Genomic DNA, 24,677 nt, shown 5'->3' on the forward strand with positions numbered 1-24,677 from the left:
AGTGCCGCGGACGCACTATCCCATCTAAGTGCGTGGAGAGAGCGGGTGGCTACGACCACTCGAGCTCCTCTAGGAGCCTTTCTGCACTTCTTAGAGCTTTCGCCTGGAACCAGCCCTCATAGTAAAACACATGTACTGCTATAACCTCCGGGGTATCGTCCTTCCACCTTCTCGTATGGCGCTGCAGTAGCCCCCAGTTTTTCTCTTCACACGGGAGAGCTTGGCTCCAAGGAGAGGTTTTTAAGGGAGGTAGTAATATGGGTGATGGGTTGAGGTCTTTCAGGGATGTCCTGTTGGGGCAGGGTGCTAAGGTCTTCACTACTCTTGGCGAGAGTCTGCTTGAGGGGAGAAGTCCTCAGGATAACCCTGCTCGTCGTCTCCCTGCCGCTTACATTGTCGTCTATCTACATCGTGGGCTCCTCGGCGCTCGTCCACGAGCTGAGCTTTGTGGCTACTGCAGGCCTCCACTACGCGCCCCGGGAGGCTGGCTGTGTCTGGGCTAGGGTAGTTTACCTAAACGTGAATGAAGTTAGAGCTGTACCGGTATATCTCGTCGAAGACCTTAATGTCTTCCTTAGCCTCTACGGGTGCAGGGCTACATATGCTAGGGGAGAGAGAAGCGGTGCCCTCGTCAGTGCAGAGCTGTGGGTTCCCGGGTTCATCGCTGAGCTCTCTCTCAACAGGGGGATCTTTAATGCTAGTGCGGTTGGCTTCGTTGAATGCAGGTACCTTAAAGGCGGCTTTATCGTCGTGAATGCCTCGAGAGGCGTTGGGTGGGTTAAGCTGTGCCCCAGGCACTCGACTCAGCTTGAGGTTGTAAGCGACTTCGGCGAGAGCTTCTCGGGGGCGATGCTCTTATTAGCGTTCCTTTCTCTCTTGCCATTCGCTGCGGTCTCGCCCCTGACGCTGTCTAGGGCTGTCGAGTCTCTCTCGAGAGAGCTCTGCGTACTCAGGGGCCAGGGGCTGGGGGTGGACGAGCTTAAGTGCTCTCTCTCCCTGTCGCTTGCAGCTGTAGCTCTACTCTCGTCCGCCTATGGAGTTGCGGCAGGTGTTGTGCTTGCGCATGGAGCCCTGTGGGCTTTGAGGTTCTTCGGGGTGACAGTGTTCTCCAGGCCCCTCCCCCTCTCCTCGCTGCTTCTGCCCTCTGGCGTCTACGCCGCTGTACTGCTCCTGCTCGTTCCGCTGGTAGTCCAGAGCAGGGTGGGAGAGCTTGAGAATACTTGCTGAAGTTGCTCGCGTCCTGGGCTTTAAGCTCCACTTGCTAATAATTCTCCAAGTGCTCGTAATGGAGCTGGCAATCATTGCCTCTGGCTCTCTCCTACTGGACGTACAGAACTTCTATGACAGCATCCTAGATGCTAGAGGCCCTAGTGTTGTTGTAACGAGCATCTCACTGGCACCGTTCACGTCTATAGTAGATGTAGACCAGTTGCGGGGTAAGTTGAAGGGCGTCGAGGGCGTCGCACTGGAGGAAAGGGTCTATGCGCTGGTTAAAATTCAGCATTCTTCAGCAATCCTCGTGGGCCTTGAAGACCGCGAGCTCGGGAAAATTGCCTCATCGGATAGCCGTGAGGCTAATTGCGTGTTTGTGGGGGAGGATTTGGCCCATAAACTGGGCCTAGCTCCTGGAATGGACGTTGTTGCGTACTCGCCCTATACCTCGCTCCCATATGTTCTCCGGATCTGCGGCTTTGCGGGGAGGCAGCCCTATTCGTGGATGCTTGTCTCGAGGCTCGAGCTTGCCCGCTCTCTCCGCGGCTTGAGGGGTTCACAGGCTTCAGTCGTAGTTGTGCACTCCGAGGGGGGCGCAGAGGCCGTGCTGGGCGCTCTAGGTATAAGTTCTGCTAGGAGGAGCATCGGTGAGAGAATTTTCTTGGCTGTCAGGAGTACCGGTGGTAATTTCAGTGCTAGGCTCTACTCGGCCTATGCTGGGGAGGTTCTCGAGAGGCTTGGCGTACCAGTAGAGGTCTTCTATGCCGTAGTTGTAACTGTGTGCGCGACGCTGGCTGTTTCGGCCTCGATGCTGGGGGGCTTTGTGCTCAGTGCTAGAGCCCGCGAGCTCGCAGTCTTGCGGTTATCGGGGGCATCTTCCAGAGCTCTGAGGGCCTCCCTGATCCTAATGCTTCTAGCCTACTCGTTGCTGGGCGGTGTGCTCTCAAGCCTCGTCCTCAGCCTGCTACCACTTGAGCTACAGCTCCTGGGCTTCGGCATGAAACTCGGGCCTAAACCGGCGGGCCTGGTGGCGGGCGTAGTACTCGTGTGGGGCTTCGCGTCAGCAAGTATAGCGAGGGGGGAAGCCTTTGAGTAGACTAGGTGCTTTTCTCCTAGGGCTGGTTCTCTGCACAGGCCTACTACTGCGCCTCGTGCCCTTTCTGGTCACATGGGAGCCTTTCTCGACGGACGTCTGGCCTCTCATCAGGGCTTCTGAGAAGATTGTTTCCAACCCCGGCGTCAGGATATGGGATGACGCCGCTTTCGACGGGTACAATAACAGGTGGCCTGGCGTCATTCTGGCGGCAGCGCTAGTCTCCCGAGTCACAGGTGCCAGCCAGTGGTTGGCTTACAGCTTCCTCCTCCTCTCTGCATCCCTCTCGGCCTCCTCGCTCCTGTTCTACGCCCTTGGGAGACGGGTGTTCAGGGAGAGAATACCTGCCTTAGTCTTGCTCGCTACCTGGCTCTTCTACCCGCCTGTCGCTGTTTTCTCGGCTACTCTCCTCAAGGAGGTTTACGCGTATCCCTTCCTCTTCGCCCTGCTTCTCATAGCCGCGGGGGGCTCGCGCCGGGACACGCTTCTTGCAGGTCTCCTCGCAGGGGCGCTAGTCCTGAGTCACCACTTGGCGTCTGTAATGGCCTCTTCGCTACTCCTGGGCACAGCTGTAGTCTGCTTTGCCTTGAAGAACGTGGGCTACTGTAGAGGGTCATGCCCTGTGAAGGCTGGCAGGAGTGCCATGCTCGGGCTCCTTGCAGGGGCGTTTTTCTCAGCATACTACCTTGCGTACGGCGGAAAGGCCATGCCCTTAAAGCTGGGGCTTCTAGACGCTGTCATGCTCGCCGTCTACGCGTGCTACCTCACCCTGGGAACCGTGGTATATTTGAAGTTCTCTAGGGTTGGTTACGTCGAAGGGCTTGTCGGCATAGCCGTTGTCGTGTTGTTGCTGTTTTCCTCGAGAACCCCCATCGTCGAAGGGCTCGGAGTTAACTACCGGGAGCTACTACCGTATGTGGCCCCCGCTTTCGCCCCGTACGTCTTCCTGGTATCGAGAAAGTACTCCTCCAGGGAGCACTTAGCCCTTGTGTACGCGCTGGCAGTCCCGCCGAGCGTTTTTTCGCTATACGTATTCCTTGCAAGGCCCGAGCTGGCCTCTACGCTGCACAGGTTTATGAACTACTACTTCCTCCCGGCAGGCATACTCCTGGGCGTCGTGGCAAACATGAGGCGGCGAGTCTTCAGAGCTGGTGTAGCGGCCGTCGTGCTTGCGCTCGTCCTCTCTTCCGCGAGTCTCGTGGCCCTCTCGGCCAGCGGGCGTGGCCCTGCCTTCTACTGGCGGTATAGCAGGTCAGAAGTTTGGGGCCTTGAAGCCATCTCCAAGTTTCTGCCAGGGGGCTCTGCATGTGGAGACGATAAGGTGTACTACTTTTACGCGGGTGCCGTTAGGGTCGACACTGGCTGTATTTTGGCCCGCTCCTACGCTGGCAAAGCCACTTCTCCGGGCGCCCCGCTCATCGTCCTCCGGGAGTACTACCTGAGGGGCTACGTTAGCGGCCTGAGCGTCTACCAGGTAGACTCTTTCCTGGCCTCACTAGTCGGGTCTAGCAGGGTGTTCGACTCGGGTGAGGTTCTTGTCGCCCTGGACGGATGAGCCTGTCCTCGTGCTCGAGGGCGTCTCAAAAACCCTGGGCAACACCAGGGTGCTCAAGGGGGCTAGCCTCAGCGTAGCAGTGGGAGAGTTTGTAGTCGTGAGGGGGAAGAGCGGCGTCGGGAAGTCTACTCTTGCACGGATAGCGGCCCTAATGCTCAAGCCCGACTCTGGGCGCGTGCTGTTTAGGGGTGTTGACGTAACAGGGCTGGGTGATAGCGGGCTTTCCCAGGTCAGGTTGAAGTACATCGGCTACGTTGACCAGTTCTTCTCGCTGATAGACTCCTACACTGTCTACGAGAATGTAGAGCTCCCACTCAGGATTATGGGTCTTCCTGAGAAAGAGAGGCGTAGGCGAGTAGCCGATGCCTTGAGGCTCCTGGAGATTGAGGAATTAGCGGGTTCTCTCCCGGGCGAGCTTAGCGGTGGGCAGAGGCAGAGAGTTGCTATTGCCAGGGCTATCGCTAAGAGGCCTGTACTCCTGGTGGCGGACGAGCCGACATCTAACCTCGACAACTACTCCGAGGCTCTAGTGGTGTCGCTCTTCAGGAGGCTCGCCGCAGAGGGTAGGGTGGCCGTGCTCATGACCACGACCGACCTTGTTACAGATTTCCCAGCTGATAGGGACATGGTTCTCCTTGATGGCAGAATTGTCGAGAGAGCAGCGATAAGGTAATATAGTGACTTTTCGTTGAGGAGAGAGGTGCGTCCCTTTTGCTTAGAGCTCTCTGGCCTGTAGTCTTAGTATTACTTGTAGCGTACACGGCTCTCTGCGACCCGCTAGACGACAGGGTCTCAGCGTTGCTTAGAGACGTTGAGTACCTTGACAGCCGAGGAGTCGACGTCTCGAATATCACGAAGAGCCTTGATGCCGCTATCAGGCTCTACGATGCAAACAGGACTAGCGAGACCATGGGCATGTTGGACAGCATCTCTTCGGAGGTTGACGCCTTGAAGTCGCAGGCCGAGGGCATTTACCTTAGGCGCACGGTGGCTAGGTATGGTGTTGCGGCCCTCGCCCTCTCCCTGCCTCTAATCGCCTACCTCGCAGTCCCGCGGGCCTACCTCTACTTGTGGTTCAGGCTCCGTCGTGGCTGGCTCGTCAGGAAGAGGAGGGGTGGCGGGAAGTGATATTGGATGAGGAGGTCTTTGCTGTAGTACTGGCCATAATCACTGTGGCCTCGGTGTTTGCGGCTGCTCAGATACTGCGGCAGGAGGTCACAGAGCCTTTTACTGCTCTAGGCCTGCTGAACTCGCAGTGCAGGATAGGAGATTACCCGAGGAGGGTAGTCCCCGGGCAGCCTGTCGACTTGTGTGTTTTCGTGGGTAACTACGAGGGCAAGCCGATATACTACAAGGTTGTGTTTAAAGTCGGGACAAACCAGACGATTCCCTCGAACTCCTCGCCTTCTCCAGACCCTCCCCTCAAGGCGTGGAGGGGTGTCCTGGCACACGGCGAGAATGCTACTTTCAAGGTCTCTGTGGTAGTCCCACCGAGCCTCAACAGCAGTAGGGTGGCTCTGATATTCGAGCTCTGGGTCTACGACACGAGCACAGGGAGGTGGCGGTACACTGGTAGGTGGACGCATCTCTATGTGGATGTAGTGAAGCCGGGCGTGTAGTATGCCTACCCTCGAGGAGTACGTGTTGGAGAAGTCCAGGGGGAGGAGTAGCTTCAGGGTGCTCAGGGAGGTCTACAGTGAAGTCAGCAGAGGCGAGTTAGAGCTCGTAGACCTTTCACCGCCTACCAGCCTTAGGGGGTACCTCTCGAGGCTCGACTACAGCCTATGGTTCTGGTCTGTCATCGCCCTCTCGACGGCGACACTGCTCCTCATATACTCCAGCTGGGCCCACCCCGCGTTGACAATCCTCAGGTACGTTTTCGGCTCGCTCTTCGTGCTTTACCTTCCTGGCTACGTGGTTGTGGAAGCCTTATACCCGTCTGAGGGGGAGTTGAGTCCTCTAGAGCGCCTTGCCCTGTCGATAGGGCTGTCGCTCGCGATAGTGCCTCTGCTTGGGCTCTTTCTCAACTACACGCCCTGGGGGATAAGGCTCACACCCGTCGCATACACCTTATTCGCGTTCATACTAGCTGTCGCTGTAGTTGCCGCCTACAGGAAAACAATCGTAACTGTGCTTGGAGCTGAGCTCATCCGCCGGGAAAAATATAAGTGAAATGAAAATGATTTTAAATTATGTCCTCGGGTTCACCGTCTAAAAGCGACGTCACAGCTGTTATCCCGACCCTCCAGGAGGAGGAGGGGATCGGCCTGGTAATTGACGAGCTTAAGGCTAATGGCGTCGAGAAGATAATAGTCGTCGACGGGGGCTCCACTGACAGAACCCGTGAAGTAGCTTCTTCCAAGGGGGCTAGAGTCGTGTTACAGGAGGGTAGGGGCAAGGCTCTCGCCATAAAGACTGCACTAAAGTACGTTGAAACCCCCTGGATGCTTGTCATCGACGGCGACTACACGTACGACGCCTCTTACGTCGACGCCATGCTCAGCGTTGCAAAGGACTACGACGAGATTATAGGTGCGAGGCTCCTGGGCAGGGAGAACATACCGCTCTTAAACAGGTTCGGCAACTGGGTTATAACGAAGGCCTTTAACGTCCTCTTCGGCGTGAGACTCTCTGACGTCTGCTCGGGCATGTACCTCGTGCGCACGGAGATAGCGAGGGAGGTGTGGTTTGAGGGTAAGGGCTTCAGCGTCGAAGTCGAGATAGCAGCGCACGTAGCTAATACGACTAGGAGGATAGCAGAGGTGCCGATACGCTACCGCAGGCGCGTCGGTAAGGGGAAGCTGGGTAAACGGCACGGCTTCCTAATACTCTTCGACACCGTGAGGCTCGCGTGGCGCTACAACCCCACGCTGGTCATATTCCTGCTCGGCTCGCTGTCACTGATGCCTGGCGTCCCGATATTCCTCTGGGTCTTCTACGAGTACGTTTTCAGGGGAGTGGAGCACTTCGTCTGGGCTATTATATCGCTACAGATGGTAAGCGTGGGCCTAGTTTCAGTACTGCTCTCAATACTGTCTCTCTACCTTAAACGCCTAGAGTACAGGCTCATAGAGAAGATTGAGAAGAGGCTCAGGCAGGTTCAGGCATAGTGCAACTAGAGGGGGGTCAGGGCTGGAGGCGTTAGCGAGTCTCCACTAGAGGGCCGTAAGCCTGCAGTCCGCGTGTGCTCGCCTGGAGACTTGGCTCTCACTCGTGGCGCTCGCTACTTGCTTCCTGGTGGTATTTCGCCCAGCATCTTTTCAAGCTCGCTTTTGGGAATCTTCCTCCTTATCCTCCATCCCTCACCGTACCTCTCTATCCCTAACGCATTTCTAACTTTCTCGTAAAGTGCTCTAGCCCTGCTCCACGTTCCGTCGTCCACGAGAACCTTGCCGTACTCAAAGGCCTCTATTATCTCGACTTCAGCCCTCATTATCCCCTCTACTAGTTCCTCCCACGTATACGGCCTTGCATCGACGACCCCAAAGCCCTTCGTGCTCCACAGGGCCTCCCCCAACTTACAGTCGGATACTATGACCAGGTCTATGTCGCTCCACTTCTTCCAGGCCCCCCTAGCCCTAGACCCGATAACAACTGCAGACCTTATCCTAGCGTGTTTTGAGAGCTCTCCTAGAAACTTCATTGCAAAATCAACGGCCTTGCTCCCGTCCCAGATTTCCCCAATATCTACGCTAGATGCCTCCCCAGCACCCGCCATAACTCATCCATCACCTCTACACACATCCTAGCCACACCCTCGTCGTACGTTATACTAAACCTCGTGGCAGCGTCAGGGTAGCGGGAAGCATAGTAGTGGACGGTGAGTTTTCCCAGGGACTCCACCAATTCCACCAATTCGACAACCCTACTCGAGGCCTCTTCAGCGAGCCTCCCTAAATCGTGTACAGGCATGAAAACCCCCTCTTTGATCAAGAGCGCCTTTAGAAGCTTCTCACAAGACTGCTGAGCGTGGAAGCAAGCCTCGCTCCAGGATCCCCTCTCGACAGCATTGTGGGCCTCAACCCTATCCCGGCGCGCGTAAACGACCCAGCTCCTCCACTCATCATCATTTAGCCTCGGCAAACCACTCACCAACTAGCGTCATGCACGCGTTAAATTTACCATTTACTTAAGCTTTAGCACAGCCAGGAATAATTTTAACGACTCAAATCCCTCCCTGACCACGTGCCTCCTTCTCTAAGAAACAATACTGGCAGCCTTTAAGGAGGCCTCACTCTCTATTTGCCACGTGGAATGTTACAACCGGAGGCCTCTCCCGGGTGCGAGGACTCCAGCCCCATGGGCCGGCCCACGAGGCCCAGGGGCGGCCAGACTTAGAGGGGGCTCTTAAGGTACACATCTAGGTACTGTTGGAAGACGACGTCCCAGTTGTACCTGGACACTACCCTATCGTAGGCGGTTCTGGCCAAATTCTCGGCTAGCCTCCTGTCGCTCAAGAGCTCTCTAATTCTCTCTGCTAGCTCGGCCGGCCTGCCGGGCTCGACGAGGAGCCCCGCTCCCCCCTCTAGCAACTCTACGTTGCCCCCCACTCTCGTCGCCACGCAGGGGACTCTCAGGGCCATCGCCTCTAGGAGCGCGGTGCTCAAGCCCTCGTGGTACGAGGGTAGCACGAACACGTCGCTGCCTTTAAGTAGTTTAAGCGCCTCGCTGCGGGGCCTATAGCCTAGGACGTGTATCCTGGGGCTCCTAGCGGAGAGCTTGTCGACTAGCGGCCGCAGGGGGCCGTCACCCACAATAAGTAGGTCTGCGTCAACGTCGTGTAGCAGGAAAGCCTTGACCAGGTCTAATACCCCCTTCTCTTTTGAAAGCCTCCCAACGTACACTACCTGCCTGTCGTACAGCCTCACAGCTTCACGCGGAAGATCCCTTAGGTCTATAGCATTTGGAACGTGGTTGACGCTGAATCCCATCCTCCTGTACTTCTCCGTAACATCCCTCGAGACAGCAGTGATGGCATCAGCCCAGCCCAGAGCGACGCGCTCAACAGCACGCGCCAGATGGCCAAGCCCGCGCCCATAGAGGAATGATATCTGGTCAGAAAAAACACCGTGGAGAGTGAGAACCCTCCTCCCACTCACAACCCTCATAGCAAAGGCGGACGGGATGTTATGTGCATGCACGACATCGTAACTCTTCCTCTTAGAAATCAACATGAGGCTAGATAATGCAATGAAACTTAAATTAGCTAGGCCTTTTTTCCTTAGACAACCGACTTTCCCGCAGGCTAAGACTTCTACTTCAAAATTCCTCTCAATAAGCTTTTTGACAAGTTTTGAAACATGCTGAGCGACACCTCCAATGCCACTAAATGTAGGAGATATAATTAGTATTTTCAAAGTATATAACACCTTTTGTGCACTCAAGGGAGATATTTTTATATTTGTCGTAATTTAAACCTAACTTACGCTATGAGAAGGCCTTATGAGTATAAGGTCTCCTGTGTTATGATGGTTAAGAGTCCAGACACCTATACACTTAAAATTTCACTCTCATCAGTATGCAATGCTGATTGCCTTGATGAAATAATCCTAGTTACACCTTTCCCTGAAAAGTTTATATGGGTAGAGGAAGTTTGCCCAAAAGCGAGGCTTGTAAAAGATCCAGGGTGTGGAATCGGGATTGCAAGAAATTATGGCATAGCTAGTTCGAGAAACGAAATAGTAGCTTTTGTTGATCCAGATGCTGTAGTAGGGGAAAACCATTTCTGCACGATTCTTAAAACTTTTGATGACCCATCCGTAGGACTCGTCGATGTTATAAGTACCTTCAGTCCAAAATCATTTAAAAACTATACTAAAGTCCAACTTCTCGAGAATTTTGTTTGGAAATATGGAAGAGTCGCACAACTCAGAAGCGAGAACGTCATATATGCTGGTGGAACTTTTATGGCATTACGGAAAAGCTTGTGGAAGGAAGTGGGCGGTTTCTGGAAATATCCTCCTTATGGCTCAGACGACATGGACTTCAGCTATAGAGTGTATAAAAAAGGTTATAAATGCAAGAGAATAAGAGTTCATGGATCCTTTCATATTCCCAGACCGACACTAAGGGAACTATTTCGTGAACAATATGGCTGGGGGAAAGGCTTTGCTATCCTCTTGCTAAAATACAACCAGGAGAAAGAATTTTGGCTCTCACTTCGCTATAGTAAGATCCTATACAATATTATTCCAAGCTGTTATTGGTTTTTAATCCCTGTATTAAGAGCAATTGCGGCTCCCATAGGTGGGTTAGTGAATTCAATCCGCCTTGGAAACATGAGCTTCTTACCTTTCTGGGTCTTTAGGAGGTACGCATTCTTACTGGGCTTTATTAGAGGTTTACATGATTATATGCTGTTTACTAAACTTTCAAGGAATAAGGCTAGTCTCTGCGCTAAGATACGCCACTCGTAGTTCTGTAAAATATCATTGTACGCGTTTTCACCTAGTTGTAATCGCAAATCTCTATCTTCTATTAAAGTGACTATTTTTTCAGAAAAATCTTCTACATCGTTTAATTTCGTAAGCGAGGCATTAAACCCATTCCTTAGAACACCTTTTGCTCCAGGGGTTTCCTCGGCTACTATGGCTTTTCCTGCAGCCATATACTCAAACATTTTCATACGCTCGGCATAGTAAATTGATGGGTAAGTCGATGCCGGTAGGATACATATGTCTGCGGCACTAAACATACTCTGCCTAATAATAGATGATGATGGCAGAGGAGGGATCCATAAAACTTGATTGAGTGTTGCAGTCTCCTTAAAAGCTTTGTAGAGTATTCTATCTAATGGAGAATTTAGGATTAATGTAACTTTTTTACTCGGTAAATATTTCCTAAGTCTGTCTAGAATGTTAGGTAATTTGTCGACACCTTGGTAGTCTTCTCCTCTCGATCCACGCCAAATCCCTCCGCTGTATAAAAGCTTAAATCTGTTCTTTAAAAACGGATATTTATTAATAAATATTGAGTCCCCTATTTTCCTCGGATTAAATAAATTAAGTGAGACACCAAATGGTAGATACAGTGAGCGTATATTGGGTATGATTCCCTTCAAACGGCTCATAAAAGCTTTGCTCCAGAAAATAACGCCATCAGAATTTTTTAAATTAAGATAGTGATAGTAGGGTAGTTCTGCACCTTCTTCAAGGATAACGTCCATATAATCTATTATCGCTAAGCCTTTGAAAATGCTTTTCTTTAACTCTAAAGCTCCCATAGGGTTAAGTAGGAAAGCAATATGGTACTCGGTGCTATATAAACTTAAGAGGAATCCTTGAAGTGACCAAGTTATAGGTCTAAAAGGCCTGAGTTTATCCAGTCCAGCGATAAGTGGCCACGTTAGCGATTTCTTTAATATTGACTTGTATGTGATAAAGTGCATGGAATAACCTAGATTCTTTAAGGCTTGATGGAAAAGTAAAGGTCGGGAAATGTTCTTTATATCCCGGAAGGACACGTAGATGCTCTTCCTATTAGACAACATAGTTCCACAACTAATAGTTGTTGTGTTCAATATTTCATTTTTAACTCTGCCTCTTAGGGGAAGCTTCCGATTAAAATTTATTAAGGAAATGTATTGGAAACTCTGTGATTGTTGTTTTAACCCATGACGTGGACTACTCGAGAAGGGGGCCCGGACTCGACCATATTCTGAGGCGTAGGGAGAGGTTTGAGGAGTGGGTTGTCGAGCGTGTTCTCCGCGAGGGCTTCAACCCGTACTTCGGCGTGCCGAGGGTTGTCGAGGTTGAGGAGGGCTTTGGGGTTAGGTCTACGTTTTTCTTCAGGGCTTTCTACGACGACGGCGAGACCGTGGAGGGGTACGCGGGGGTTATAAGGGACTTGCTGGGGAGGGGGTGGAGTGTGGGCTTGCACTACAATGATCCGGGCCGTGTGGGGGAGGAGAAGGCTTTCATGGAGGGGGTTCTGGGCTTCAGGGTGGAGGGGACTAGGGGGCACTTTCTCCGCGTCGCGGACTTTAGCGTCTTAAGGGAGTTGGGCGTGAAGTTCGACTCCAGTGTCGTGTATAGCAGGGGTGGGTGCGACGCCAGGAACGCCGGCTTCTTCGACGCTGGCGGCGTTGTAGAGTTCCCCGTGACGTTCATGGACGCGTACATGTTTACTTACGACGGGATGTCTGAGGAGAGGGTTACCTCTTTTATCGTGAGCTGCGTCGAGAAGCTCAGGGAGGGCGGTGTAAAGCTCGCCACCATACTCTGGCACGACAGCTCCGTGTACATGAGGGGTGGCCGTGTCTACCCGGAGGTTCTCAGGGCGCTGTCGAGGTTCGAGCTCCTGGACATGGCGACTGCCTATAGGATGGTTGCTGGTAACGAGCTCTGAGCAGTCTTCGGGGATCTTGCGCCCGTGTCTTCCAGGGGCGTTTTCCCAGTACCGTCTCCTCAGGGGCGAAAAGCTGGAGCCGCCTCCTGCGCCTGGAGGCTAGCTCTTCTCTCCCTGTTGTTTCTCGCGCTCCTTCATCCTCTTGTAGGCTAGCCCTACCATTATAGCCGCGTACATGTGTAGCTTCCACGCCTCCGGGTACTCCCCGTACTCCATTACGGCCTTCCTCGCGAGGTTTAGGAGTTCCTGGGCTTCCTCTAGCGTCAACTCCTCCTTCTCGCTCTTGTCCAGGAGGTCGCCGAGCCTCTTCCACTCGTCCTTCGTGAACGGGTTCGAGACTGCGAGCCTCATGAGGTTCCTGGCCTCCGTCACGACTAAGCTAGCAGCGCTCGGCTTTAGAACCCCCTCCGAGACGAAGTACCCTGTGAGAAACTCCTGGTAGCTTATGAAGGCATAGGCGAGCCTCTCGAGCCTCCTGTCAACCCTCTCCTCTAGCCTGGAGAGCCTCTCCTCCAGCCCCTCGATCCTCCTGTTCACGTCATCGAACCTTCTATCTATGGCGTCGAACTTCTTGTCCACTTCATTAAACCTTTTATTAATTTCTTCAAATCTTCTATCTACTTCTCTGAATCTTGCACTGAACTCCTCAAACCTCATGTCTATCTCTTTGAACCTCATGTCTATTTCTCTGAATTTGCCCCCTAGCCAGTACGACAGGTAGAGTACTGTTGCTAGCCCGCCTATCCCGCCAATCGCCGAGAGGATGCTAAGTATGTCTTCCATCCCTGGTGAACGGTGCCGTAGAGTTACTTATACGTTTTTTGGACTCAGGGATTTTGCAAGCTGTTTTACGGGGTTACGTGAGACGCCTCCCGGAGTGAAAGTATAATACTCAGGCGTGAGATCTAGTCCTAGTGCCTAAGACGGGTGGCTGGTTTGGGGTACAAAGTCGTGCTCGCCTCAATAGCCTCGCGCAAGGCCCTCGCTATCGGCAGTTCCCTCAGGACTGCTCTGGGGGCTACAGTTGTCGGCGTGTCGCACAGGAAGCACCCCTTTGTGTATTCGAGGCTCTTCGACGAAGTCTTCGTACTGGAGGGCGCCCCGAGAGGAGGTTTAGAATGGGGCCTTGCTGTCCTCGAGGTCGCTGAGAGAGTTGGCGCTGAGGTTATCGTGCCCGTGGACTTCCTGGACGTCGTCTCGCTGTCCAGGGTCAAGGGCCGCGCCAGGGCTACGGTGGCGGCCCCCGCTTACGAGTCTGTTGCCGCGGCCTCGAACAAGGCTAGCCTTGGGGGTCTCCTGGGGGACGGAGTCGTCCCGGCCTCTGTAGTAGTACCGGACAGTTCAGGGGTCGACGCGGTTTACAGCCTCAGGCCCCCTCTCGTCGTTAAGGGTCTAAGCGACGCTGCCAGCCCCGAGTTCTTCCCCGACGCTAGCAGTGCAGCAAGGGCGGCTGCGGCCAGAGCCCCCTGCCTCGTGCAGGAGTACGTGCCGGGGAGAGGTAGGGGCTACGAGGTGGTGGCCTTCGAGGGTGAGCCTCTACTTGAGTTTGCACACGAGAGAGTTGTCGAGTACGACCCTGGGGGCGGGGCTAGCCTGGGGGCTAGGGGCCCTGTTTTAGACCCGGAGCTCTACAGGCTTGGCAGGTTTGTCGTCTCCAGGCTACGCTGGACTGGGCCGCTCATGGTTGAACTCAAGTGGATCCCGGCTGAGGGCAGGTACTTCGTCATCGAGCTTAACCCGAAGTTCTGGGGGAGCCTCGACCTCCCAGTATCGCTTGGCTACCACTTCCCCGCTGTACTCGTAAAGGCCTTTCTAGAGGGGGTAGAGGAGGCGAGGAGGTTTGCTGGAGAGCTCAGAGTGGGGAGCGGGGAGTTCTACTGGCTCCTCGACGGCTTCAGGTACATGGCCAAGCTACCGGGAACATGGCTCTACATGGCCCGGAGGGCTAGGCGTAGCGACTTCAGCCTGTTAGACCCCGCTAGGGTTGCTCTCCAGGTAGTGGCTGCCGCCAAGAGGCTGGAGACCGAGAAGAGTAGCTGGGCGCATTCGCTTGAGAGGGACTACGCGAAGCTGAGAGAATTCTACAGGGGGCTGTTCAGGGGAGGGAGGCCCCTCGTAATCCTGGACTTCGACGGCGTCATCGCGAGGCTGCATGTGGACTGGAAGCGTGTGTACAGGGTTCTCGAGGAGAGAAGCTACCGCAGGCGGTGGGAGACTGTGGTAGGCATGTTCCGCAGGCTGTGGCTTGAAGACGTATACAAGTTCGAGGAGGCCTCCCGCACAGTGGAGGAGTTCGAGCGTGTAGCCCGCGCTGAAAGGATCCTAGATGAAGGCGTGCTCAGAGGCCTAGACTTCTGCGTAGCTAGCATGCAACCCGAGTCTGTCCTGAGGAAGTTCATAGGGGAGGGCGTCGTATTGGGGCGCGACAGCGGCCTCGGCCCCCTAAAGAGCGAGATGTTCCGGGAGTGCGTCAGGAGGGCTGGGGGGAGGGGGCCTGTCGTAGTGTTCGACGACGACCTCTACAACTGCGTGGTTGCCATGAGGATGGGCTTCTACCCCGTGAGGGTTGTGGATAACCCCTACAGGGCGGTCGAGGCCCTGAGGCTAGGTATACTGCCCGTGGATACAAGCCTCCTTGGGAAGTTCCTGCACAAGCTGAAGTCCCCGTAGTCGCCTCTCACCTATTCAGAGAGTTCTGGGGCACACACTCTTATTATATCATTGTTTTACTTAATGCAAACGTTGTTTTGTTAGGATATAATATTGTTTGTTTAGAACAAAACTATGGTATGTTGCAGTATAACCTTGTTACTGCTGTGGCTTCTCCTGCTTCTGCTGCTCCTGCTCAAGCTTCTTCAGCTCCTCCTCTATCTCCTTCTCTATCTCCTCTATGGGCTTCGGCGGCGGGGTTGTTGCGAGCGTGTAGCCTATCCACGCCAGTATTCCGAATACTCCTGCTACCGCTAGGAAGACTGTCAGCTGTATTACTAGCTGGCTCCAGGGCGTGAAGAATACGAGCCAGGCGTACGCCAGTATTACTGCTACTGACAAGAGCAATAGGACTGCCCCTACGATCTGGTCTCTCGACATACACTTCTGTCGTGTCTTTACTTGTACTTATACTTTTCCCATGTTCTCCCAAGCCCTGGAACCTCCATGAGATGGAAGCTTAGTAAAGAATATTTTTGACGGCTTCGCTTTTAGGCTGTGCCCAAAGCAGTTATCCTGGCTGGGGGGCCCGGGAAGAGGCTGAAGCCGCTTACGGATGATAGGCCCAAGCCCCTCGTCGAGGTCGGCGGCAGGCCCATCGTCGCCTGGCAGGTTGAGTGGCTGAGGAGGCAGGGCGTCTCGGCCTTCATAGTGTGTGTCGGCTACCTCAAGGAGAAGTTCCTCGAGGTGATCGGCAACGGCTCGAGGCTCGGCGTGAAGGTGTACTACTCGGTTGAGGAGGAGCCCCTGGGGACTGGGGGCGCGCTCAAGAACGCCGAGCCCCTGCTGGGGGGCGAGGAGGTCTTCCTCGTCGTCAACGGAGACGTCCTGACGGACATCGAGGTCTCCAGGCTCCTCGAGAAGGCCAGGAACGCTGTCGGCGCGATTGCACTAGTGCCTCTGCCCAGCCCGTACGGCGTGGTGGAGACCGAGGGGGACGTGGTGACGAGCTTCGTCGAGAAGCCCCTGCTGAGGGGCTACTGGATCAACGCTGGCGTCTACGCCTTCACCCCCAGGGTCTTCGAGTACCTGCCCGAGAAGGGGGACATCGAGCGCGAGGCGTTCCCGAGGATCGCCAGGGAGGGGTTCTTGAGGGCCGTGAAGTACGAGGGCGCGGCGTGGAAGAGCGTCGACACGCACAAGGACATCGAGGAGGCTGAGAGGAACGTCGTGCCGCGGTTGAAGGCCTTCCTGGGGGAGAGCTAGCTCTTTAGCCCCCGCGTGTTGGGAGAGCACCGGGAGGAAGGGCCCCAGGGAGGGGCAAGCTTGTAGCCCGCTCTTTACAGCTGAAAGCCTCGCCCTTTAGGGCGGGGATGCTGACAATAGGTTTATAAGGTGTATATTCTAGTATATTCAGTGGGGGCGCCTTGGGGGACAACCCCCAAACGTGGACGAGATTGAGGAGCACTAGACACGTCAAGTACTGGTGCGCTTATCACTTCGTCTGGGTTCCGAAGTACCGCAGAGACGTCTTAATTAATGGGGTTAGGGAATATGCTAGGGAGGTCTTGTCCCAAATACTTAAAGAGCTGGGCTGTGAGCCCCTGGCGCTAGAGGTCATGCCCGACCACGTCCACGTCTTCACCATATGTCCCCCGAGGCACTCCCCATCATACGTGGCGCGGTACCTAAAGGGTAAGAGTGCGAGGAAAATACTGCAGAAGTTCCCGGAGTTGAGGGCAAGGGTGAAAAGCGGCAAGTTGTGGAGTAGGAGCTACTTCGTGGCAACGGTGGGAAACGTGACCGCGGACGTTGTAAGGAAGTACGTGGAGGAGCAGTGGAAACATGAGGAGGACTAGTGTTGTTAGGCTACTACCGAATAAAGGCGAGGAGGGTAAGTTAAAGTTGCTCTGCTCCCTCTCGGCTAGGCTGTGGAACGAAGTGAACTATGAGAGGAGGAGGCAGTTCTTCTCCAAAAAGGGCGTCGACATGAGAGGCACGTATAAGACGTACTACGAGAAATATAAGGTGCTGATCGGCTCGGCCACGGCGCAACAAGTGCTCAATAAGAACGACGAGGCCTGGAGATCCTTCTTCGCCTCGCTGAGGAAAAAGAAAACTGGTGGACTGCCTAGGCACATAACCAAGGTGGATCCACCCGGGTACATGAAGGACGGGGGGAGGAGGAAGCTGTGGGCCGTGCTCAGAAATGACCAGTACAAGATCGAGGGCGACAAGCTTATCCTCAAGGGGCTGGGTGCAATCGGCAGGCTCGAGGTCGAGTATAGGGGCGAGATCCACCTGAGGGGGGAGCAGGGCAGGCTTGAGATAATAAACGTAGACGGAGCATGGTATGCCCACATCAGCTTCGAGGCCGAGGAGAAGGCCGTGAGGGGGGCCTGGCGCGAGGTGCCCGGGACGCCCAGAGGCGGTTTAAGGGCCGGCGTCGACGTCGGCATAAACAACCTCTTGGCCGTATACGTTGAGGACGGCAGAACCGCGCTGTACAGCGGGAGGCCGCTTAAGGCTATCGCCTTCTACTACAGACGCAAAATCGCCGATTATCAATCCACGCTTAACGGGTCGAGAACGTCCAAGAGGCTTAGGAGGCTCTACAGGAAGTGGCTTAGGAAGGCAAGGCACTTCATAAACACTCAGGTCAGGAGGGCTATCGAGTGGCTCTACGAGGGTGGCGTGTCCACAATATACGTTGGCTATCCGAAGGAGATAGCGCGGAATAATGGCAACTTCTATACGGTGAACCTATGGCACTACGGCTACTTGCTTAAGAGGGTCGTCGAGGTGGCCGAGGAGTACGGGATCAATGCGGTTCTCGTCCCCGAGGAGGGGACATCAAAGAGATGCCCAATACACGGCGAGGGTTGCGGCATTAGGATAAAAAGAGGGCTATTTAAATGTACGAAGTCGGGCATCGTATTCAACGCAGACCTGGTGGGCGCATACAACATAATGGCCAAGTCCATAGCCCCGAGTCCCGCGGGGGATAGGGGTAATGGGCCGGACACCCGGCCCGGGGCTGAACCCGACGGGAATGTAGCCCCAAACCTCCCCGCCCTGGCAGGAACCCTCGCCCTTTAGGGCGGGGAGGAGGTCAGCCGTAGGCGGCTAGGGGAGTAGTGAGAGGCCTGTCTTCTTCCTAGTTATGACGAACTCGCAGTAGGGGTCTCCCCTCTTTATGCACTTAGTCTCCCGTGGCTCGATATCCCCCTGTCTACGCCCCAGCTGGCGGCCACGGAGCCCGCGAGCAGGCCCCGGATCATCATGCTCTCGGCCTCCTCGAACTCCCCCAGGTGCTTGCACTCGATGCTGTCGTAGACTCTCGCCACAAACCTCCTGTCAGTGTACTCGACTACCTCGAGTATGCCGTAGCCCGCGAGCCTGAACACGTGCTCGGCGAGCTTGGCCTGATCCTCCCTCCTCTTGGCGAACACGGAGTAAAACTCCCTGTAGGCTTCTGCGCCGGCGTCGAAGAAGGTGTGGTAGAGTATGGAGCCGAAGCCCGTGCCCATCTGCCGCCACCCGTACTGCAGGAAAGCCCGGAAAACAGGCTCTCGCAGCATGACTGCGCGGACGCCGCCCAGGAGGGGCGGGTACCCCCACACGTCCACTGCTACGCCCTCGGTTATCGGGGGCGAGTACTCCGCGTTCCTCACGTAGGGCACTGCCTTCACGCAGGCAAGGATGCCTTCTGCTCTCCGGGGGTCTTGGAGGTCGCAGGCTATGAAAGCCCATAGGGGCTCGTCGGGCTTGCCTGCGACGTGGAGGGAGAGTATTGGTGTATCGTACTTCGCGAAGCAGTTTGAAATAGAGGCCAGGATCCCCCTGGCTGTTAGCGCCTGTGGGTCGAACTCCACCTTGAACGTGAACGGCTTCCTGCCGGGGATTATTACAATCCTGCCACTATGAAAGGGTAGAAACTTCCTCGCCGGCTTCATGCATGTCATAGTTTCCAGGCATTGATGCTTTATTAGTATAACGTTTCATGAAGTTGTATTTTTATCGGAAAGTCCTTTCCTCTACGAGTGAAACATAAAAACTCTTAGTTTTAGAATAAGGAAAGTCTATTGGGCCGGTGCTCCGACCAGGGGCTAGGCTTTCGGCTGTAAGGTTGTCGCTGGGTGGCGCTAGAGTGAAGGTTTTAAATAGATCTTTGGCGGTGTTTGTCACGGGGTGTTGGTGGTTGCCGGGTACTGCCCTGGAGAAGTTTTACGTTAGTGTTACTGATCTCCTGGGGCACGTCTTCTTCTCGGAGGAGGGGAACCTTGAGAAGGCGGCCCAGCTTATAGCCGACTCCCTGGCCAGGGGAGGGTTTGTGTACGTCTTCGGGACTGGCCATTCCATGGTCATGGCGTTGGAGATGTTCTACAGGGCTGGGGGGCTTGTGAGGGTTTACCCGCTCTTCGACTTGAGCTTGTCTGGTTTTGGAGGGGCTTTGAGGAGTACTCTCCTCGAGCGCACTCCTGGCTATGCGAGGGCTATTCTGGACTCCGTGCCAATCTACCCCAACTCCGTCCTCATCATCGTATCGAACTCCGGGAAGAACGCCGTGCCCGTCGAGATGGCGGAGGAGGCTAGGAGGAGGGGGTTGAAGGTTATAGCTGTCACGAGCGTCGAGTACAGCAGGAGCGTGCCGGCGTCTAACCCGCTTGGGAAGAAGCTCTACGAGGTTGCAGACGTAGTCATAGACAACAAGGTTCCCGCTGGGGACGCGATCCTCAAGCTCGAGGGGTTCCCGCAGAGGGTCGCGCCTGTCTCTACGATTGTCTGCGCCTTCATACTCCAGTCTATCGTCGCGAGGGTTGTCGAGATACTCTTGGAGAAGGGTGTCCAGCCCGAGGTGTGGATGAGTGCTAACGTGCCTGGGGGCGATGAGGCGAACAAGAAGTACGTTGAAAAGTACCTTGAGAAGCTTAAACCGCTTTAAAGCTACCTGTCGAAGTACTTTTCAAGCTCCCACTCTGTCACCTCTGTTGAGTCAGGGCTTGCCCCCGTGGCTTTGAGGTAGTTTTCCCACTCCTCGGCTTTAGAGGCTACTAGCATTTCTAGAGCCTTCCTGGCGTCCCCGCTGAGTAGTGTCGCCTGCCTGGCGAGGCTTACTGCCTCGGCAAGTGTACGGGGGATGGCTTCTAGCCCCGACAGCCTGTAGGCGTTTTCGCTGCAGGGCGGCGGGGCTTTAAGCCTCTTCTCGAGCCCCTCTACCCCCGCTAGTATGGCAGCGGTCAGCGCCAGGTAGATGTTCCCGGACGAGTCGGGCAGCCTGTACTCTACTGTCTTGGAGGCCCCTTTCAGGCCTCTGGGGACGCGGACTAGTACAGACCTGTTTCCTATGCCCCACGCTACTAGAACTGGGGCCTCGAATCCCGGCACGAGGCGCTTGTAGGAGTTTACCGTCGGGTTTGTCAGGAGGGCGGTTGTTCTAGCGTTGGCTAGTAGCCCTGCTATGAAGTTCAGGCCCTCCTCTCTGAGCTGGCCGTCCTCCGACAAGATATTCCTCCCGTTTTTGTGGGCGCTTAAGTGCAGGTGTAAGCCGTTGCCGGGTAGGCCTGTAAATGGTTTCGGCATGAACGTCGCCTTCAGGCCGTACTTCGCGGCTACGCTCCAGATCGCCTTCTTCACGAGAAGCAGCGTGTCGGCTGCAGCTACAGGGCTCATAGGAGCTGGGAGCACCTCGTACTGGCCGGGTCCTACTTCGTGGTGTGCTGAGCGCACTTCCACCCCGGTGCTGCTGAGCTCTTCGAGGATCTCTGCTATGGCATGGAGCGCTGTATTGTCTATTGGTGACCAGTAGTACCCGCTATCTGCGGGCTTGCCACCTCGTGTAAGGTAGAACTCTACTTCGAACCCGACGAGAACCTCGAAGTTCAGGTTCTCAGCTACGCTCTTCAAGATGTAGCGGGGGTGGTAGGGTAGCGGCTTGGACTCATAGTAGATGTCGCCCACGAGGAAGGCTGTTCTGCCGAAGGGTGAATTGTACACTCTCAGCGTCGCGAAGTCTGGTTTAACCAGGAGGTCTGAGTCTTCAATGTTTGCTAGACCGACAGAGTAGCCGTCCACCCGGAATCCTTCCTCGAGTTCTCCAGCATTAGTGGCTCTCAGTATTCTCTCATGCAGCCTGCCTTCTAGATCCTGGAACACTACAGAGTAGTACTTCGCGCTACTCCTGGACAGAAGCCTCTCCCTTTCCTCCGGCTCAAGAGCTTCTGCCGCCTGCATATTTTGCGGACAGGGAGATTGTAGAAAAGATTTTCTCTAAGAGTGTTGTAGATTTTTCTAGCCCTTCTAGGGTGCTGTTGTATAAAAAACATGTACTATAGTCAGACTCAGCCGCATTCAAGATTATTTATTTTCCTCGCAAGCTCGTGTTTAGGGCTGTAGGAAGAGTGGTATTACCCCTGACGCGAGTGTTAGGGCCGCGCACGCCTCCACAGCCAGAGTTGTCGCTCTATAACCTTGCAGCTTGGTGCTCCCGGGTTCGAAGTAGACCGCCTTTACCAGCCGGGCGTAGTACGCTGCAGCAATACCCGTGTTGATGAGTGCCAGTGCTGTGAGCCACGGGGCCACGTACACGGGTGCTAGGAACAGGTAGAGCTTGCCCCAGAAGCCTGCTAGTGGCGGCATTCCCATTAGGCTTAGAACGAGTATTGCAGTCGACGCCGCTAGGGCTGGGTTAGCCTGGGCTAGGCCTCTGAGCCCGTCGAGCGTGGGGGGCTCGTCTCCATACCTGCGTATCGCCCTTGCTAGCAGGAATAGACCTGTTTTCGCCAGGGAGTATGCCAGTAGCTGTAGTGCTAGGCCGTAGAGCGCTACCCTCTTTGCCTCGGGTACTGCGAGCGCCGCTAGGCCCACGAGCAGGTAGCCCGCCTGGGCTATGCTGCTGAAGGCCAGTAGGCTTTGGAGGCCTCTCTGAAGGAGGGCTGTGATGTTGCCGTAGGTCATTGTCAGGAGCGCGAAGAGTCCCAGGAGCGCGAGCCACTTGTCAGTGATCTGTGGGGCTAGGAGGGGCGATAGCTTGTAGACTGCTAGTATTGTAGCAGCTTTCGACAGCGGGGCTACTACTGAGACGGGGAGCGGATCCGAGTACCCGTAGGCGTCTGGTAGCCACGCGTGGAACGGGAAGACTCCTATTTTGAAGCCTAGGGCTGCCAGTAGAAGTGCCGTAGCGCCCAGCGCTATTACTAGAGGAATTCTGGCTGATTCCGTCAGTGCAAGGGTTTTGGTCTCGAGGGAGGCGACGCCGAGTGAGAGGAGAAGGAGGTTTGAGGCGGCTAGGCTCATCAAGCCGTACTTCACGGCGCCGGATGCCGAGTACGAGTCCCGCGGGACAGCGATGAGGGCATAGCTCGACACTGAGAATAGGGTCCACGAGGTGAAGAGCGTTAGCATGTTGCCGGACCACGCTACGCCCAGGAGACCCATTGCGCCCGCGAGGGCTAGTATGTATGCTCCACTCTCGTACTTGTACTCGCCTGCCGGCCCGCGGAAGCCTACGACGGCGATAATCACGTCTACTAGGGCTACGGTGGCCACTGCGAGGGGGAAACAGTCTGCTACGGCTCCGCCCGGCCGGGTTTGGCCTCTATACCAAGCGCTTGCCGTTAGTGTGAGTGCTGCCGCGAGGGCTGCGAGCGTGAGCGCGTGCGCTAGTCCTCTACGATTCCCTGCGAATAGTACAGCGACCATCGCCGCGGCTATAACTCCTATGCTAGCGTACACCGCTACCACTTAAACCACCCCGCTGCTAGCAACAGCAACACTACCGACGCCCCGAGCCAGAAGTATATCAAGTAGTGGGGGGCCCTCCCCGTCTGCATCTTCCTGAAGCTTGACCAGAGGCCCTTGAAGAGGCCTACGAGGCGGACGTGGAGTAGCGAGTCGTAGCTGGCCTCGACAAGCCTCGAAGCTATGCCTGAAAGGCGTGCGAAGAGTGTCGGCAGGAGTCTGTGGTAGAACCTGTCCACGATGCCCGTATCGACGAGCCGGCTCGTAAGGCTCGAGACCTGCTTGGCTCCCGCCACAATGAACCTGTAGTACAGGGAGTTTATGAGCCACCTGTCGTAGAGGAAGCTGTAGACGCTGTACAGTAGCTCGCTTCCCTTCACTCTTACATAGGGGCTCCAGCCCCTAAAAGCGTACAGGTATAGAGTAGCCGAGAATCCCAGCAGGGCCAGGACTAGAGTGGCCTCAGTGGCTCCCACAAGGGGGCTCGCCTTCAGGAGCTGATGGCTTTCTACCGCTCCTAGTGTGTGTTCGAGTAGAGCTTCGAGGCTGTGGCCTACGAGAGGCCACGCCAGGCCGAGAGCTAGGCTGAGAAATCCTAAAGTCAGGTAGGGCGCAAGCATTGCCAAGCCTGGCTCGTGGGCGTGGAGTTCGTGGCGTTTACCCGAAAACACTCGTGCGAAGGCGCGGGCAGAGTATGTGGCTGTGAGCCCAGCAGTGACTACGGCGAGTACTGTCGGGGCTAGCAGGCCTGCCTCGGCCGAGAGGTGGATTATCTCGTCTTTCGTCCAGAATCCCGCGAAGGGCGGTATGCCTGATAGGCTCAGTGTGGCTAGGAGGAATGCTAGCGCCGTTAGTTTCATGGAGGAGGCTAGCCCTCCCATGTCGTCTATGAAGCGGCTGTGCACGGCGTGTATGACTGCTCCAGCGGCTAGGAAGAGCGTGGCCTTGAAGACTGCATGGCTCATCAAGTGTGCAAACCCCGCCACGAGCCCGCCGACTGAGCCTAGAGCGAGGGTTCCGACAGCCACCCCCATGAACATGTAGCCTAGCTGGCTCGCCGTGGAGTACGCGAGTATTAGTTTCAGCTCTCTGCTCACGAGGGCCATTGTAGCCATCATGAATGCCGTTAGGGCACCGAGTAGGGCGAGGCCCTCCAAGAACGACGGTATAGCCTGTGGGGCTCCTGACGCCGAGAGCAGGGTGTGAGCAACCACTAGCACCGGGGCGAAGCGGAGTAAGAAGTAGACGCCTGCTTTGACCATTGTGGCGGCGTGTATCAGCGCGCTGACGGATGTGGGGCCTGTCATTGCCGTTACTAGCCACTCGTGGAACGGGAACTGGGCGCTCTTGGCTATGGCTCCAAGGAAGAGGAGCCACAGGAATACAGGTAGAACCCCCCTCGCCAGCAGGCTTGTGGCCCATGCGCCCTCAGCGATTGTGGCGAGTAGGGTGGTGCCGAGCAGCGTGTGGAGGGTTGCTACCCCGAATATCATGCCGACGTCCCCGAGCCTCGTGAATACGAGTGCTCTGAGGCCAGAGTGACTCGGCTCGAACCACATCGGCACTCCTAGGGCTCTCCGGCCTGGGTCTCCAACCCACCTCTCCTCTTCGTCTGTGAACCAGTGGCCTATGAGAGCGTAGCTCGCCAGGCCCGTTCCCTCCCAGCCTATGAACATTGCGAGGAGGTTGTCTGAGAGGACTAGTAGCATCATGCTCCCGACGAAGAATGTGAAGAACAGCCAGTACCTCGTCTCCCCGCCTTCCCCCCTCATGTACTCGTGGCTGTAGACTGCTATGAGGAAGCTCAGCCAGGAGACTACTACTGCCATGAGCGATGAGAGGCCGTCGAACAAGACACCTATATTTACGCCTAGCGTCTTAACCCACTGGAAAGCTACGCGGACTTCATGTCCCCGAGCTACTTCGAGAAGACCTACAGCCGAAGCTATAGCTGATGCGAAAATAGCTGTTATTGAGACGAGGGACTTCACCCGCCATGATGCTCTGTTTAGAGCTATGATGGCGGCCGTAGCAAGGTACGGTGCAAGCCAAGCGAGTACGAGTGCTTCCTGCAACCATCTT

At 55.4% G+C, this 24,677-nt stretch carries 25 protein-coding genes; 15 read left to right on the forward strand and 10 right to left on the reverse strand.

What is annotated here, in order from left to right:
• The first annotated feature begins 285 nt into the window (after positions 1-285).
• The 8 genes from IG193_RS02175 to IG193_RS02210 are packed head-to-tail and all read left to right on the forward strand — an operon-like array spanning position 286 to position 6,970.
• Positions 286-1,227, forward strand: coding sequence for a hypothetical protein (locus IG193_RS02175; protein WP_192819264.1), 942 nt, complete (start codon positions 286-288; stop codon positions 1,225-1,227).
• Entirely contained in the window at positions 1,211-2,308 is a 1,098-nt protein-coding gene (locus IG193_RS02180; protein WP_192819265.1) for a hypothetical protein, read from the forward strand. Before IG193_RS02175 ends, IG193_RS02180 begins: the two co-directional genes overlap by 17 nt.
• Entirely contained in the window at positions 2,301-3,860 is a 1,560-nt protein-coding gene (locus tag IG193_RS02185; protein ID WP_192819266.1) for a hypothetical protein, read from the forward strand. Before IG193_RS02180 ends, IG193_RS02185 begins: the two co-directional genes overlap by 8 nt.
• Positions 3,841-4,533, forward strand: a complete 693-nt coding sequence (locus IG193_RS02190) for an ABC transporter ATP-binding protein (RefSeq protein WP_192819267.1) — start codon at positions 3,841-3,843, stop codon at positions 4,531-4,533. The genes IG193_RS02185 and IG193_RS02190 overlap by 20 nt, the downstream gene beginning before the upstream one ends.
• 38 nt (positions 4,534-4,571) lie before the next feature.
• Positions 4,572-4,988: a hypothetical protein gene (locus tag IG193_RS02195; protein ID WP_192819268.1), complete on the forward strand. Its 417-nt coding sequence runs from the start codon at positions 4,572-4,574 to the stop codon at positions 4,986-4,988.
• A complete protein-coding gene (locus IG193_RS02200) occupies positions 4,985-5,479 on the forward strand; it encodes a DUF1616 domain-containing protein (protein WP_192819269.1) in 495 nt (164 codons plus the stop codon). Before IG193_RS02195 ends, IG193_RS02200 begins: the two co-directional genes overlap by 4 nt.
• 1 nt (position 5,480) lies before the next feature.
• The gene (locus tag IG193_RS02205; RefSeq protein WP_192819270.1) at positions 5,481-6,032 is read left to right on the forward strand and encodes a DUF1616 domain-containing protein; all 552 of its coding nucleotides are present in this window, start codon (positions 5,481-5,483) and stop codon (positions 6,030-6,032) included.
• A 20-nt stretch (positions 6,033-6,052) separates the two neighbouring features.
• Complete coding sequence (locus IG193_RS02210; protein WP_192819271.1) at positions 6,053-6,970, forward strand: glycosyltransferase family 2 protein; 918 nt, start codon at positions 6,053-6,055, stop codon at positions 6,968-6,970.
• A 113-nt stretch (positions 6,971-7,083) separates the two neighbouring features.
• On the opposite strand, the gene IG193_RS02215 is transcribed toward IG193_RS02210, so the two are convergent.
• The 3 genes from IG193_RS02215 to IG193_RS02225 form a co-directional block, all read right to left on the reverse strand.
• Positions 7,084-7,578, reverse strand: coding sequence for a nucleotidyltransferase domain-containing protein (locus IG193_RS02215; RefSeq protein ID WP_192819272.1), 495 nt, complete (start codon positions 7,576-7,578; stop codon positions 7,084-7,086).
• A complete protein-coding gene (locus tag IG193_RS02220; protein ID WP_218042163.1) occupies positions 7,548-7,952 on the reverse strand; it encodes a HEPN domain-containing protein in 405 nt (134 codons plus the stop codon). Before IG193_RS02220 ends, IG193_RS02215 begins: the two co-directional genes overlap by 31 nt.
• Before the next feature lie 242 nt (positions 7,953-8,194).
• Complete coding sequence (locus IG193_RS02225; protein WP_225876106.1) at positions 8,195-9,229, reverse strand: glycosyltransferase family 4 protein; 1,035 nt, start codon at positions 9,227-9,229, stop codon at positions 8,195-8,197.
• Between the two features lie 96 nt (positions 9,230-9,325).
• On the opposite strand from IG193_RS02225, the gene IG193_RS02230 reads away from it, so the two are divergent.
• Positions 9,326-10,276: a glycosyltransferase gene (locus IG193_RS02230; RefSeq protein ID WP_192819275.1), complete on the forward strand. Its 951-nt coding sequence runs from the start codon at positions 9,326-9,328 to the stop codon at positions 10,274-10,276.
• Here IG193_RS02230 and IG193_RS02235 read toward each other — a convergent pair.
• Positions 10,210-11,082 carry a glycosyltransferase family 4 protein gene (locus IG193_RS02235; protein ID WP_192819276.1) on the reverse strand — a complete coding sequence of 291 codons (873 nt, stop codon included), beginning with the start codon at positions 11,080-11,082 and terminating at the stop codon, positions 10,210-10,212. The genes IG193_RS02230 and IG193_RS02235 overlap by 67 nt on opposite strands.
• Before the next feature lie 371 nt (positions 11,083-11,453).
• Between IG193_RS02235 and IG193_RS02240 the strand changes: the two genes are divergently transcribed.
• A complete protein-coding gene (locus tag IG193_RS02240; protein WP_192819277.1) occupies positions 11,454-12,206 on the forward strand; it encodes a polysaccharide deacetylase family protein in 753 nt (250 codons plus the stop codon).
• A gap of 99 nt (positions 12,207-12,305) precedes the next feature.
• On the opposite strand, the gene IG193_RS02245 is transcribed toward IG193_RS02240, so the two are convergent.
• Complete coding sequence (locus tag IG193_RS02245; RefSeq protein ID WP_192819278.1) at positions 12,306-12,989, reverse strand: hypothetical protein; 684 nt, start codon at positions 12,987-12,989, stop codon at positions 12,306-12,308.
• A gap of 153 nt (positions 12,990-13,142) precedes the next feature.
• On the opposite strand from IG193_RS02245, the gene IG193_RS02250 reads away from it, so the two are divergent.
• The gene (locus tag IG193_RS02250) at positions 13,143-14,876 is read left to right on the forward strand and encodes a hypothetical protein (RefSeq protein WP_192819279.1); all 1,734 of its coding nucleotides are present in this window, start codon (positions 13,143-13,145) and stop codon (positions 14,874-14,876) included.
• A gap of 138 nt (positions 14,877-15,014) precedes the next feature.
• Here IG193_RS02250 and IG193_RS02255 read toward each other — a convergent pair whose 3' ends face one another.
• Positions 15,015-15,296, reverse strand: a complete 282-nt coding sequence (locus IG193_RS02255) for a transcriptional regulator (RefSeq protein ID WP_192819280.1) — start codon at positions 15,294-15,296, stop codon at positions 15,015-15,017.
• 117 nt (positions 15,297-15,413) lie between these two features.
• Here IG193_RS02255 and IG193_RS02260 point away from each other — a divergent pair, with 117 nt between their 5' ends.
• From IG193_RS02260 to IG193_RS02270, 3 genes are all read left to right on the forward strand, one after another.
• Complete coding sequence (locus IG193_RS02260; protein WP_192819281.1) at positions 15,414-16,121, forward strand: nucleotidyltransferase family protein; 708 nt, start codon at positions 15,414-15,416, stop codon at positions 16,119-16,121.
• A gap of 161 nt (positions 16,122-16,282) precedes the next feature.
• The gene (tnpA, locus tag IG193_RS02265) at positions 16,283-16,714 is read left to right on the forward strand and encodes an IS200/IS605 family transposase (protein WP_192819282.1); all 432 of its coding nucleotides are present in this window, start codon (positions 16,283-16,285) and stop codon (positions 16,712-16,714) included.
• Positions 16,701-17,954, forward strand: coding sequence for an RNA-guided endonuclease InsQ/TnpB family protein (locus IG193_RS02270; protein WP_192819283.1), 1,254 nt, complete (start codon positions 16,701-16,703; stop codon positions 17,952-17,954). The genes tnpA and IG193_RS02270 overlap by 14 nt, the downstream gene beginning before the upstream one ends.
• Before the next feature lie 95 nt (positions 17,955-18,049).
• Here the strand turns inward: IG193_RS02270 and IG193_RS02275 are convergent, their stop codons facing one another.
• The gene (locus IG193_RS02275; RefSeq protein ID WP_192819284.1) at positions 18,050-18,811 is read right to left on the reverse strand and encodes a hypothetical protein; all 762 of its coding nucleotides are present in this window, start codon (positions 18,809-18,811) and stop codon (positions 18,050-18,052) included.
• Between the two features lie 194 nt (positions 18,812-19,005).
• Here IG193_RS02275 and IG193_RS02280 point away from each other — a divergent pair, with 194 nt between their 5' ends.
• Positions 19,006-19,800, forward strand: a complete 795-nt coding sequence (locus IG193_RS02280; protein WP_225876107.1) for a sugar isomerase domain-containing protein — start codon at positions 19,006-19,008, stop codon at positions 19,798-19,800.
• A gap of 2 nt (positions 19,801-19,802) precedes the next feature.
• On the opposite strand, the gene IG193_RS02285 is transcribed toward IG193_RS02280, so the two are convergent.
• The 3 genes from IG193_RS02285 to IG193_RS02295 all read right to left on the reverse strand — a co-directional run bounded on the left by IG193_RS02285 (position 19,803) and on the right by IG193_RS02295 (position 24,670).
• Entirely contained in the window at positions 19,803-21,089 is a 1,287-nt protein-coding gene (locus tag IG193_RS02285; protein ID WP_192819285.1) for a glutamine synthetase family protein, read from the reverse strand.
• A gap of 150 nt (positions 21,090-21,239) precedes the next feature.
• Complete coding sequence (locus IG193_RS02290; RefSeq protein ID WP_192819286.1) at positions 21,240-22,598, reverse strand: NADH-quinone oxidoreductase subunit N; 1,359 nt, start codon at positions 22,596-22,598, stop codon at positions 21,240-21,242.
• On the reverse strand, positions 22,592-24,670 hold the full coding sequence (locus tag IG193_RS02295; RefSeq protein ID WP_192819287.1) for an NADH-quinone oxidoreductase subunit 5 family protein: 2,079 nt from the start codon (positions 24,668-24,670) through the stop codon (positions 22,592-22,594). The genes IG193_RS02290 and IG193_RS02295 overlap by 7 nt, the downstream gene beginning before the upstream one ends.
• Between the last annotated feature and the right edge of the window lie 7 nt (positions 24,671-24,677).

This window comes from Infirmifilum lucidum, from assembly GCF_014876775.1.
GTDB lineage: Archaea > Thermoproteota > Thermoprotei > Thermofilales > Thermofilaceae > Thermofilum > Thermofilum lucidum.

Coding starts and splice junctions, on each gene's coding strand:
- IG193_RS02285 (WP_192819285.1), bottom strand. CDS start 21,089: ATGCAGGCGGCAGAAGCTCTTGAGCCGGAGGAAAGGGAGAGGCTTCTG.
- IG193_RS02175 (WP_192819264.1), top strand. CDS start 286: ATGTCCTGTTGGGGCAGGGTGCTAAGGTCTTCACTACTCTTGGCGAGA.
- IG193_RS02215 (WP_192819272.1), bottom strand. CDS start 7,578: ATGGCGGGTGCTGGGGAGGCATCTAGCGTAGATATTGGGGAAATCTGG.
- IG193_RS02235 (WP_192819276.1), bottom strand. CDS start 11,082: ATGGGAGCTTTAGAGTTAAAGAAAAGCATTTTCAAAGGCTTAGCGATA.
- IG193_RS02205 (WP_192819270.1), top strand. CDS start 5,481: ATGCCTACCCTCGAGGAGTACGTGTTGGAGAAGTCCAGGGGGAGGAGT.
- IG193_RS02275 (WP_192819284.1), bottom strand. CDS start 18,811: ATGAAGCCGGCGAGGAAGTTTCTACCCTTTCATAGTGGCAGGATTGTA.
- IG193_RS02210 (WP_192819271.1), top strand. CDS start 6,053: ATGTCCTCGGGTTCACCGTCTAAAAGCGACGTCACAGCTGTTATCCCG.
- IG193_RS02230 (WP_192819275.1), top strand. CDS start 9,326: ATGATGGTTAAGAGTCCAGACACCTATACACTTAAAATTTCACTCTCA.
- IG193_RS02255 (WP_192819280.1), bottom strand. CDS start 15,296: ATGTCGAGAGACCAGATCGTAGGGGCAGTCCTATTGCTCTTGTCAGTA.
- IG193_RS02245 (WP_192819278.1), bottom strand. CDS start 12,989: ATGGAAGACATACTTAGCATCCTCTCGGCGATTGGCGGGATAGGCGGG.
- IG193_RS02270 (WP_192819283.1), top strand. CDS start 16,701: ATGAGGAGGACTAGTGTTGTTAGGCTACTACCGAATAAAGGCGAGGAG.